At 44.4% G+C, this 11,731-nt stretch carries 13 protein-coding genes; 8 read left to right on the top strand and 5 right to left on the bottom strand.

What is annotated here, in order from left to right; translation table 11 throughout:
- Nucleotides 1–18: 18 nt before the first annotated feature.
- From MHH93_RS02210 to lpdA, 4 genes are all read right to left on the bottom strand, one after another.
- A complete protein-coding gene (locus tag MHH93_RS02210; RefSeq protein WP_500052584.1) occupies nucleotides 19–582 on the bottom strand; it encodes a GNAT family N-acetyltransferase in 564 nt (187 codons plus the stop codon).
- Nucleotides 583–710: 128 nt separating this feature from the next.
- On the bottom strand, nucleotides 711–1,859 hold the full coding sequence (locus MHH93_RS02205; protein WP_500052583.1) for an ABC transporter permease: 1,149 nt from the start codon (nucleotides 1,857–1,859) through the stop codon (nucleotides 711–713).
- Entirely contained in the window at nucleotides 1,843–2,265 is a 423-nt protein-coding gene (locus tag MHH93_RS02200; RefSeq protein ID WP_253436352.1) for an HlyD family secretion protein, read from the bottom strand. The genes MHH93_RS02205 and MHH93_RS02200 overlap by 17 nt, the downstream gene beginning before the upstream one ends.
- A 93-nt stretch (nucleotides 2,266–2,358) precedes the next feature.
- Entirely contained in the window at nucleotides 2,359–3,738 is a 1,380-nt protein-coding gene (gene lpdA / locus MHH93_RS02195) for a dihydrolipoyl dehydrogenase (RefSeq protein ID WP_500052582.1), read from the bottom strand.
- 197 nt (nucleotides 3,739–3,935) lie between these two features.
- Between lpdA and MHH93_RS02190 the strand changes: the two genes are divergently transcribed.
- The 6 genes from MHH93_RS02190 to MHH93_RS02165 all read left to right on the top strand — a co-directional run bounded on the left by MHH93_RS02190 (nucleotide 3,936) and on the right by MHH93_RS02165 (nucleotide 7,629).
- Nucleotides 3,936–4,517, top strand: a complete 582-nt coding sequence (locus MHH93_RS02190; RefSeq protein ID WP_500052581.1) for a TetR/AcrR family transcriptional regulator — start codon at nucleotides 3,936–3,938, stop codon at nucleotides 4,515–4,517.
- A 114-nt stretch (nucleotides 4,518–4,631) separates the two neighbouring features.
- Nucleotides 4,632–5,072, top strand: coding sequence for an acetyltransferase (locus MHH93_RS02185; protein WP_500052580.1), 441 nt, complete (start codon nucleotides 4,632–4,634; stop codon nucleotides 5,070–5,072).
- Between the two features lie 211 nt (nucleotides 5,073–5,283).
- Nucleotides 5,284–6,501: a DNA polymerase IV gene (locus MHH93_RS02180; protein ID WP_500053302.1), complete on the top strand. Its 1,218-nt coding sequence runs from the start codon at nucleotides 5,284–5,286 to the stop codon at nucleotides 6,499–6,501.
- Entirely contained in the window at nucleotides 6,498–6,863 is a 366-nt protein-coding gene (locus MHH93_RS02175; protein WP_500052579.1) for a YolD-like family protein, read from the top strand. The genes MHH93_RS02180 and MHH93_RS02175 overlap by 4 nt, the downstream gene beginning before the upstream one ends.
- Nucleotides 6,847–7,215: a YhjD family protein gene (locus tag MHH93_RS02170; RefSeq protein ID WP_500052578.1), complete on the top strand. Its 369-nt coding sequence runs from the start codon at nucleotides 6,847–6,849 to the stop codon at nucleotides 7,213–7,215. The genes MHH93_RS02175 and MHH93_RS02170 overlap by 17 nt, the downstream gene beginning before the upstream one ends.
- A gap of 198 nt (nucleotides 7,216–7,413) precedes the next feature.
- The gene (locus MHH93_RS02165; protein WP_500053301.1) at nucleotides 7,414–7,629 is read left to right on the top strand and encodes a hypothetical protein; all 216 of its coding nucleotides are present in this window, start codon (nucleotides 7,414–7,416) and stop codon (nucleotides 7,627–7,629) included.
- A gap of 80 nt (nucleotides 7,630–7,709) precedes the next feature.
- On the opposite strand, the gene MHH93_RS02160 is transcribed toward MHH93_RS02165, so the two are convergent.
- The gene (locus tag MHH93_RS02160; protein ID WP_500052577.1) at nucleotides 7,710–7,967 is read right to left on the bottom strand and encodes a GlsB/YeaQ/YmgE family stress response membrane protein; all 258 of its coding nucleotides are present in this window, start codon (nucleotides 7,965–7,967) and stop codon (nucleotides 7,710–7,712) included.
- Between the two features lie 197 nt (nucleotides 7,968–8,164).
- Here MHH93_RS02160 and MHH93_RS02155 point away from each other — a divergent pair, with 197 nt between their 5' ends.
- Entirely contained in the window at nucleotides 8,165–9,817 is a 1,653-nt protein-coding gene (locus MHH93_RS02155) for an extracellular solute-binding protein (RefSeq protein WP_500053300.1), read from the top strand.
- A gap of 74 nt (nucleotides 9,818–9,891) precedes the next feature.
- On the top strand, nucleotides 9,892–11,730 hold the full coding sequence (locus tag MHH93_RS02150; RefSeq protein WP_500052576.1) for a sensor histidine kinase: 1,839 nt from the start codon (nucleotides 9,892–9,894) through the stop codon (nucleotides 11,728–11,730).
- Nucleotide 11,731: the final 1 nt, after the last annotated feature.

Raw genomic sequence — 11,731 nt, 5'->3', positions numbered from 1 at the left:
GAACGATCATCTCTGGCTTTATTGTTGTTTGTTCAACCACTCCGATTGCAGCATTGCATATTGAAACTCATCTATCCAGAAGCCTTTGGACATGTAATTTTCGAGCAGGTGTCCTTCACGTCTCATGCCCAATCGCTCTAACACTTGAATCGATTTGGTGTTTCTTACATCGGCGAAAGCGATCAGCTTATGTTTATTGAGAGCGCCAAATACATAGTCCATCAGGGCACAAAGTGCCTCATTCATGTATCCTTTGCCTTGAAATTCAGGTGCAAGAGTGAATCCGAGCTCGACAATCTGAGGTTCATCTGCACGTGTATGAATGGCACAATCGCCGATTAATTGATCCGACTCCGTTAGAGCAATGGCGTATTGGAACCAGGTCCCGGGCTGATCAGGGGAATGTACTATTTGTTTGCTAATAAATGCTTCAGCTTCTTGGAGCGTATAATTTTCCCAGGATTGAAAACGGGAAACATCTGGATTAGCCCGGTAGTGATAGAACGAATGTACATCCTGCATATCGAACTTTCGAATAACAAGACGCTCGGACACGCAATATACTTCGTTTGATTTTTTCATATCATAAACCTCACTTTTTCTGTGTAATGTTCGCTTGCAGGTGCTGGTGGCTTCATTTCTCTGGTTTTGATTCTAACATAAATCGCCGCAGCCTATCATTCTCACAGGCTTACGGCGATTGTCCATTTTTAAACTGCTTTTGCTTCAAGTGTTGACGTTGGCACCAGTGATTCTCTTCGCAGGAATAATCCTATACCTAATGAAGCCAAACCGATAATCAGTATACAGGCTCCTAGCTCTACACTATAAAAAGTCAACTCACCGTGTCTAAAGGCCATTCCACGAATCATACGATTGAGCCAATTCATAGGTATAGCCCATGCCGTAACTTGAAAAAATGTTGGAAATGCAAGCGGCGTCAGTTGAATACCGGTTAATAGGAATGATGGATATAGGATCAAGCTCATTCTGGCACCAATTCTAGACACATTTCGAACAGAATAACCAAGCAACATCGCGAGCAAACATAATGCCATCGTATACAGCAATAAAGGAACGATAAAGATATACGGTGCCGCTTCGAATCGCATATGTCCCACTTGTTTTAACATCCCATAACTGAGCAGGGAAGAGCAAGTGCTTAATATCACATAAGGCAAGGCCCGAATCCATAGCTGGAAGGGAGAAGTCCGAGCAGACAAAAGCTTACCCTCTTGCCGAAGGCGGGGAGCGATCGCGCCAGCCGCACCCGTCGTGAGCATCAGTATGATGATATTTACAAATCCAATCACCATGGTACCGATATAACTTGAATTGGGATTATATAACATGCGCTGCACTTGAGATAGCGGGGACACCAGAGCTTTTGCTGATTCGATGTCCATGCCGGTTTGAGCAAGACTTGATACAGCAAGCGTCATATTTTCGGTTGTAATTATTTCTTGAATTGCAGGCCGGATACCACTCAGGCTAGAAGGCATCGTATTGTCCATCCATATCCCGATATTTGAGGGCAGTCCCTTGTCTTTGCGTTGCTGCAATCCGTCCGGCAAGAAAATGACTGCCACTGCCTTCTCGTTCGCAAGCAGCGTATCCGGAGAGAGGCGATTGGGAAACACATTCGTGACTTTCATATATTGAGAAGCATTGATTTCTTCAATGAGTTGTCTTGAATAGGGAGAGTGATCCTCATCCACAACCACAACTGGTGTTTCGCTTAACTGATTTCGGGAGAACATAAGCCCGAAAAATACAGCGGCAATGAGAGGGGCAGCAAAAATAATAACGATCCACTTACTCCCGCGTATGTGCTTCCATTCATCAGCCAGTGATTTCATCAAGCTGCACCTCCGCAGTCATCCCCGGAAGCAAATCTGTGCTGGTTGGAATAGAAATCCGGATCAGAAACATACTTAGATCTGCTTGGCCCTTTTCCCGCGTCATGCGCAGATTGGCGAATTGAGGAGAGGGGGATATCGACGTCACCACACCTTCCTTTACAAGGAGATTCTCCAGATATGGAAAACGAACGTTTACCTTTTGATCTGCTTGAATCTGGTTAATTTGCGATTCTGGAATATACAGATCAACATAAAATCCTTCAGTGTTAGGTTCAGTATTCAATATTCCCTGCTTTTTACTTTCAGCCTGACTCACGGCGTCTGTGCCTTTCGCGATCAACAACCCGCCTGCCAAAATAATGATCAAAGTTATGACGATATATAATCTCCATTTAGACTTCAAGATGATCTCTCCCTAATCTTATTACTCTCTATTATGATAAGAGTTGGTTCATATACAATTTTCCAAGTGTAATCATACGACATACGGTTTCCTTTATTCCATTCTCCGATGAGCCTGTTCTGCGGCCTCCATAATGATTTCGCCTAGCGTTGGATGCGGATGAATGGTCATGGCTATATCTTCTACCGTTGCACCCATCTCAATCGCAAGGGAAAGCTCTGATATAAGAGTAGATGCTTCAGCGCCTACAATCTGTGCACCTAATACAAGGCCAGATGTAACATGAGCAACGATTTTGACAAAACCTTCGGTTTCCTTCAGAGCCAAAGCACGACCATTAATAGAGAAAACAGATTTGCCAACGACAACAGGAATTGATTTTTGCTTACACGCCGTTTCGCTAAGACCAACGCTCGTAATCTCCGGGTGAGAAAACACAACGAGCGGAATAGCTTTGTAGTCGATGACAGAGGGTTTGCCCGCGATAGCTTCTGCCGCAATTTTTGCTTCATAGGAAGCTTTATGAGCCAAAGCAGGGCCTTGAACAATATCTCCAATGGCATAGATATGCGGGATGGATGTTCTACACTGTTTGTCAATCTCGATCAATCCTTGTGGAGTAGGGGACAGACCTATATTTTCAAGACCCAAGGTTTCGTCTGTGTTCGGTTTCCTGCCCACCGTAATTAATGCATATGCAGCTTGAACAACATGGTGTTCATTCTGACGCATATAGTGGAGATCGATGTGACTTGTATATTGGTCTGCCCCTGTAACCTTAGCTTCGGTTAAGATGGTTATCCCGTCCTTTTTCAGTTGACGAACGACAGGTGCAACAAGCTCTGCTTCAAATCCGGGCAGAATCTGTTCACCGCCCTCGAGCATCGTAACTTTGGTTCCAAATCTCGCAAACATCTGACCCAGTTCCACGCCAATATAACCGCCGCCAACCACAACGAGACTCTCCGGAATGTCGGGCAGTGATAGCGCCTCAGTGGATGAGAGAATCCGTCCGCCGTAAGGAAGAGAACTTATTTCAATTGGACGGGAACCGGTTGCCAGTATGAGATGCTTAAAGCCAATTCGACGCGCATTCTGTTCAGCGTGATATATTTCAGCGGTATTCGCATCAATCAAGCTTGCTTGTCCTTCGATAACAGTCACACCCGCCGTTTTGAGCAAAAACCTAACCCCTCCAGACTGCTTATCCACCACAGCTTGCTTGAATACTTGAGCCTCCTGAAAAGAAGAAGCTCCGTCAACATCGCCCCAGTGTCTGCGTAAATGAAGACGCTCCGCTTCAGCAATCAGCGCTTTGGAAGGAATACAGCCTACATGCGTACATACACCTCCGATTTGTTGGCGCTCTACAATAGCTGTTTTCATGTCCAGTTGTGACGAACGTAAGGCGGCCACATAACCGCCAGGCCCTGATCCAATGACCAGAGTATCCACGACTTCTAATGAATTCATGATTCGTACCTCCAAATTTAAAATATGATGATCGTAATATATTATAGTCATCATATTTTAAAGGAGTCAATACTCCATTTGTAGTCGCTCTCCCGTTGCTGAAGATGCTGATAGTATGAATTGACATTAAATAATATGATAACTATAATATTTTAAAAAACATTAAATACAGACCTTTACAAAGGGGAGGAAGCAGGATGCCTTATCCGAAAGGGCACAAACTCAAAGTTCGGAACCATATTATTACCAGCGCGGCCAAAGCATTCCGAACCCACGGCGTGCGGAATATTAGTCTTCCACATATTATGAAAGGTGCTGGACTGACACATGGGGGATTTTACTCCCATTTTGAAAATAAAGATCAGCTTGTGATGGAGACCTGTCATTTCGCCATTAGTGACACCATTGAAATGCTGCAGAGAATTGCAGACAAAAACAAAAACGAAGATCAGACGTCGATTGAAGCCGTCATTGATTTTTATTTAAGCTCCCTGCATCGAGATCAGACGGAATTCGGTTGTATCTTACCAGCTTTATCGGGAGAGATATCCCAATTATCGGAGGATATCCGACAAGCTTACACGCAGGAGTTGCGACGTTTTATCGCGTTTATTACAACTATGGCTGGGATGAATACCGATGATGGTTATGCGTTGGTAAGCAGTATGGTGGGTACCGTTGCACTGGCACGGGCAGTTAGTGATGCGAAGTTCAGTGATGACTTGTTACAGGCAGGTCGTGTACAGGCCAAACAAATGGTAAACATCGGCTCCAGGTAACAACGACATGGATGAAACAGAGGCCGAATTGGGAACGCCAGTCACATTATAATGTGTCTCTAATAATTATTGAGAGAAAAGAAGACATACTAAAGAGAAACTGGAGAGATTGAGATGGATATCGTGTCATATCGGGAACAAGATCAGGAACGACTGGTTCAGATTTGGGAGAGAGCTGTTCGAGCAACACATACGTTTTTGGAGGAGCAACATATTCAATTCTATCGAGATGTGGTACGCAAGGTATTGCTGGAACGGCAAGTCGAGGTGTGGGAAGTTCTAGATATAGAGCATCAGCCTGTCGGTTTTATCGGGTTACATGATAACTTTATTGAGATGTTATTCGTCGATCCAAGTCAGCATGGACAGGGAGTAGGGCGTCTTCTGATCGAACATACAATCAGTATCAAAGGACCCCATCTAAAGGTGGATGTCAATGAACAGAACCCTGGAGCTACGCAATTCTATAGCAAAATGGGGTTTGTTCAAATCGGACGCTCCGAATTCGATGGATCTGGCAATCCGTTCCCGCTATTGCATCTGGAAATCTCATAAAGGATAAAAATATATTCCCGTTGAAGTCGCTAATTTAGCGGCTTTTTTGTTTGGTGTGACTTAGTATGATTTGAATCCGTCATTTTGTCGTATGCCTAATATAAATATTTACCTCTTGCATAAAGAACGTATGTTCGGTTTATAATATATACAAACATATGTTCTTAAATGTACAGGAGTGATTTCAGTGTGGACTAAGCAGCGAACCATCATGCTCATTGATATGCAGAGCTTTTATGCTTCAGTCGAAAAGGCAAAAATGCCCCAATACAAAAATAAACCCCTCGCCGTTGCAGGCGATCCAGCAAGACGTTCTGGCATTATCCTTGCCGCTTGTCCGTTGGCCAAAGCTAAAGGTGTATCTACCGCGGAACCACTCTGGCAGTCTCTTCAGAAGTGCCCTGAACTGATCATTGTAAAACCACACATGCAAGAATACATCGAAGTTTCCACCCAAATCATGTCCATTATTGAGGAATTCACCGATCTGGTTGAGCCATACAGTATAGACGAATTATTTGCTGATGTTACAGGGTCTATGCATCTATTTGGTAATGATCCAATCGATCTGGCCAAACAAATTCAAGACAAAATCTATAATGAAACAGGAGTTTACGCCAGAGCAGGCATTGGTGAAAACAAAATTATCAGTAAATTGTGCTGCGATATGATTGCTAAAAAAGCGGAGGGAGGCATTTTTCACTTAAAGAAAGAGGAGTTACACCTTCACATTGGAGATAAGCCCATCCGCGATATGTGGGGGATTGGCTCAAGAATGGAAAAACATCTGTGGAAGATGGGCATCCGAACCATTAAAGACCTGGCGAATACGCCTCTTAGCAAATTAAGAAGCAAGTGGGGCGTTAATGGAGAAGTCATCTGGAGAGTCGCCAATGGACTCGACAATTCGCCGGTAACCGTCAACACGCACAGTACACAAAAGGATATCGGAAACGGAATGACCCTGCCTAGAGATTTCTCAGAAGCATGGGAGATCGAAGTTGTTATCCTCGATATCTGTACAGAAGTGTGTAGAAGAGTCCGTAAAAAAGGGCTGATGGGTAGTGTCATATCTGTGAGTGTATCGGGAGCAGATTTTGATCACCCAACGGGTTTTCACAGGCAAGTTAAACTGTCTGATCCTACAAACATAACCGTTGATGTGTGCAAGATTGCCAAACGCATATTCCATCAACACTGGGATGGGCAACCGGTGCGCCGTGTAGGCGTATCCCTGTCTCAATTATCCAACGCGGATACATATCAACTATCTTTCTTCGATGATCAAGAGCAGAAACGAGCCATTGATCAGGTGATGGACGACATTAAGGATCGATTTGGCGACATTGCCATTCTGCGAGCGAGCTCCATTACGGCTGCGGGTCAAGCGATCGATCGGGCATCTAAAATTGGGGGGCATTACAAATGAGCAAAAAACTGGAGGCCAATGGATTATGGGAATCGAGCCGCATGATGCTTCCACAACATAAAGAACGAATTATACAGCATCGTACTCAAATTCGATATCAAACGAAACCTATACTTCATGAAGATGAGTGGGAGATTATTGCTCAACATATAGAAATGTCGCTCAATTATACGTTGCAAGCCACCATTGAAGTATTTCATGAGTCCGGCAATCGCTATATACATGGGATCGTCACTTCCGTCAGTGCCTTTGGAAAGAAAATCAAAATTGAAATGGAGAATGGATTTGAATGGGTCGATTTTGATCAATTGGTCACTGTAAAACTTGAAGAAGGAGGCGTGCAAAGTGAGGCAGACTTCTGAAGAACTTTTACTCGTGAAAAGGGTGGTAGAGCTCCCCTATCTTTTAGGTGCGCTGGAAGTAGATAAGCATAAAATATACGCTTCAAACTTTAAGATGAAATCGGTGTATATTGACTACCTGGACGATACCCAAAAGAAAATTGCTGTAGAGATGTACAAATTGAAACAAAGTTTAAAGCAGCAGCATATCAAAATCATAGATGAACAGAGATCCCAGCTGAGTTTAACGGTAGATTATTCTGTAAGAGGTTATCTTCATAAAATGACACTATTGTGGAGCAAAGTGAAAGTGGATGTAACCTTAATGCTTACTGAACATATGAGTGTTGATATCACCGATATAACAACATAAACATATAATTAGAGCGGGATACGGTATATAAAGGTACGGGGTGGATATAATACAGCTATAACCATTGTTTTCTTCTCCCGATTTGGGTAAACCGACCTTTGAAGTTCAAGGGTCGGTTTTTTTTGTCTCAAATTTTCGGATTGGCATATCGATCCATATACAGTACGGGCAATCCCCTGAAATTAGGAAAAATATGTTCTGGATTTCCTTTCCCGAAGTACTACTGTGATCCCTAAATCATCCAATCCTCAAAGAATAAAAGAGAACAGTGATCTATTCGACTTTGAGCTGAACGCAGAGGAAATGGAACAAATTCGCCACTTGGACACGGGAAAAAGATACTCCGTAAGCCCGACAGGTCTCATGGTTAATCCGATTTACGTCAACTTTATAAAGCTCTTCAGTTGTCCATAAAACCAAAGGAGGCCGCCGATCAACAGGATCGGCGGCCTTATTCGACTATCACAAAATAAAAACGTGTCGTCTCCGCCTGTTTAACGTCTTCGGAACGCTCCAGAGCGCGCCAGCGCATAGAAAATCAAGAGAGCTATGACTGACCCGACGATCGCGGGTATGATATGAAATCCACCCACTACCGGCCCCCTCGGCCCCAACAGTTCATACCCTAACCATGAACCAACAAAACCAGCAATGATATTGCCGAGTACGCCTCCCGGCACATCCTGTCCAATCAAATTTCCGCTTAACCAGCCAATTAGCCCACCGACAATAAGTATCCAGATTAAATACATGAATGGGTCTCCCTTCGATTGATTTATTACAAGTTATGTTTCGTTAGGGCGAATGTTGCGGATGACCTGAGAATCGACCATGAAACCATTTCCATTTTAATCCAATGATAGTAAAATCGGTTGTACCACTACTCGTATGAATGCTGGTGCAGGTGGGATTAGAGATACCAGTATAGAAAGGAGGCGCTTAGGTGTTCATGCTTCGAAGTCCGTTTATTGTAACCTTGTTAATGATGTGTCTGATGTCAGGTTTGACGGCTTGTTCGGAGTCAGAGCAATCGGAAGATGGGGATGCTTCGAACAAGGCTAACTTCACGGAGCAAATGCAGAGCCTTAATCTGAATATGGAAAAACCGTCATGGAAACTGGATACCACCCCCGTGAATCTAACGTGGTTCATTGGAGCCGAATGGTACGGACACACATGGGGGGAGAGTCTGACTTCCAAATATGTCACCCAAAAAACAGGGGTTAATATCGAATTTGAAGTAGCCACTGGTGAACCTAGCGAGATGTTATCACGGATGTTGACGAGCGGTAGTCTGCCGGATTTGATAACCATCGGCTCCTGGGAGAGTGCAGTTAACAAACTGAGGGATAGTCATCTCATCTATGCCCTGGATGAGTTAGCCAACCAGTATGATCCGTACTTTTACAAGGTTGCAGGTGATGGTGTTCTACAATGGTATCGACAGGATGACGGTCATACCTATGTCATTCCCAATGATGCGTACAGTCCCGAACAGATGCGTTCAACCGGCTTGACGGGAGCAAACCAAACCTTTCTCGTACGTAAAGATCTGTATGAGTCGATGGGCAAACCGGACCTTAGCACACCGAAAGGTTTTCTTAATGCATTGCGATTGCTGAAGAATCAATATTCGGTTTATAAAGGCCAACTAATCAGTCCGTTTTGGGTACAGGGAAATGCATCTTATGGAATGACCGAATACTTGCAAAATCTGCTTGCGATCCCCCATGAACAGAACGGAAAGGTTTACGACCGAATGACAGATCCCGATTATATCGAGTGGCTGAAAACATTTCGTACCGCATACGAGCAGGGCTTGATTAATGTTGATTTTCTGGTCGACTCCAGTGCACAGGTGCAGGATAAAACCAACCATGCCCAGTATTTTATGATGATTCGGGAATGGACAGACATATCGGACATCAATTCAAAATTGGAAGTCCTTACGAATCAAAATTCAACCTATATTGCTGTAGATGGACCCCAAAGCAGCAGGGGAGAATCCGCCAAACTGTTCCCTGGCAGCATGGATGGCTGGATGGTTACGATGATTAGCAGATCCACGAAAAACCCTGAACGAGCTATCCGATTTTTGACCTATCTGTCCAGCGAAGAAGGCCAAAGGGATTTATTTTTGGGCAAAGAAGGGGAAACCTGGACGATGGAGAACGGCAAACCGCAGTTGACGGCAGCAATGGTCCAGTTGTATGACACGGATCGGGAGCGGCTGGAAAAGGAATATGGCATTATGGATACCTACTGGATGCTGCGAAACCCTGCTTTCGTGAACCAGTGGAGACCAGAGCATACTCCATCCATTAAGCAAATGGAGGCGTTCGCCAACCAACAGGCCGATCTGGATAGCGGTATCTATAAGGGATTGGATCCCGTAGGGGATTCCGATATAGCGTTAGCCTGGTCACGTATTTCTCAGAATTGGGAAGAAGTGCTGCCAGAATTGATTACAGCGAAGGATGAAGCTGCCTTTGACAAAATTTTCGAGAATTTTCTGATCCGTCGTGTGAACTACGGCTTTAACCAGGTGATGGAATATCGCCAGGCTGAACTGGAACTGCGGAAAGCCAAGATAGCTAGATAACTATTCCCTAATACATGGTTAACGATCAGCTAACTAGTAATATAGGGTATAACAGAGGTGGTGAATACATCCGAATGAAATACCTGCTGACGAGATTGAGGAAGCTTTATCGCAATGCCCGTATATCCCAAAAGCTGTTTCTGGCATTTAGCCTAATGATTGCCATACCTGTTATTTTGATATCCTTTGTGTATATCCGCATGCAAGAAAACCAGCTATATAAGGACGCTATGGCAACAGGAAACAGTCACGTTTCATGGCTAAATGAACAATTACGCAGAAGAATGGACATGATTGAGAACGCTTCCAATACAACGCTCACTCAAAAGTCATTTGTGGATTTTATTCATTCCAATATGATTGTGGATGGACTGCGTCTGGTAAAGTTCAAGCAAAACCAGTATGAGCAAATGCTCAATATCATTCAAAGCAATGCGATGATCAGTGAGCTTAGCTTTTACGTCGATAACCCAAACTTGTATGAAATCTGGCCTGAAATCTATCATTACAAGAAATTTTCGCCGCAGGATTATTGGGTAAAGCTTCGGGATGAAGGTGGTGCGGCTTACCGCTTATTTTCTTTTAGGGATGGTGAAGACACATTATCCTACTATCGTCTGGTTCGCCTTCAAGGGCAGGAACAAAAACGCCCTAGTATTCTGGAAGTGCGCGTCCCGCACAGTTTGTTTTTCAGCGATCTGCTACAGGAGAACAAGGGGGACTTCTTTTCGGTGTTGATGAACGCAAGCGATTCTCCCCAGTATGTTTACAATCCCCAGCATGAGTTTTCGGAGAAGTACGGGCAGGCGCTGAAGGAGATCCTTGGCAGTATTCATCACCAGTTGGATATATCGCCGCAGGAAAGCCCGCTTCAGGTTAGGGTGGGAGATCAGAGCTACTATGTATTGTATCGATACATCGCCCCGTTGAACACTTACGTGGTCGATATTGCTTCTCATCAGGCATTGATGAAGGGGCCGCGCAGTTGGTATGCATTTGTGGTAACGATTACATTATGTGTATTGCTGCTGATTATGCTACTCGTATCCCAAACGACGCGGCGTATTTTCCGGCGGTTGGATAGCGTATTGGTATCCATGCGTCAAGTACGGAAAGGCGAGCTGGATGCAATGATTGATACAGGCCTTGATGAGAACGAAAGAGGAGATGAAATCGATGAGGTGGCGGTGAATTACAATAAAATGTTACATGAGGTCAAACGCCTGATGACACAGGTCGTGGATAAGCAGTTAATTGCCAAAAACGCACAGTTACACTCCCTGCATTCGCAGATCAATTCCCATTTTTTATATAACGCCCTGGAATCGATCCGGATGGTGGCAGAGGTACAAAAGCAGCCTGCTATAGCCAATTCATTGGTGTCGCTCGGCTCCCAGCTACGCTACAGCATGCAGTGGCGCAGCGATACTGTTGCTTTTCGTGAAGAGCTTGCCAATATCCAAAGTTATATTGAATTTATCAACTTTATGGAAGGCGGCAGTATCGTTATGACCGCGGATCTTCCGCAGGAGATACTTCGCTACGCCATTCCCAAGATGTGTATGCAGCCCATCGTTGAAAATGCCATTCACCACGGGGCACCTTCAGGTGGCAGGGTATCTATAGAGATTACCTTTTCTGTGGAGAATGACAGTCTGTTATTCATTAACATAAGAGATGACGGAGAAGGGTTAGAGCCTGAGATGTTACACCGTCTTCAGGCAGTGCTGCGAAGCGAAGCAGATACGCCGATGGTTACTAGCAGGAGCGGACTTGGTTTGGAGAACGTGAATAAGCGGTTGCAGCTTCATTATGGCAAGAATTGCGGTCTTTGGATTGATAGTGTGAGAGGTGAATATACCTGTGTAACGATACGCTTGCCTTGGGAAAATGTAAATCTTGGAGGGTGGTAGA

The organism is Priestia sp. FSL H7-0729 (assembly GCF_038005685.1).
GTDB lineage: Bacteria > Bacillota > Bacilli > Paenibacillales > Paenibacillaceae > Paenibacillus.
Note: the sequence above shows the minus strand (reverse complement) of the source record. Positions and strands in the feature narration are given on the sequence as shown.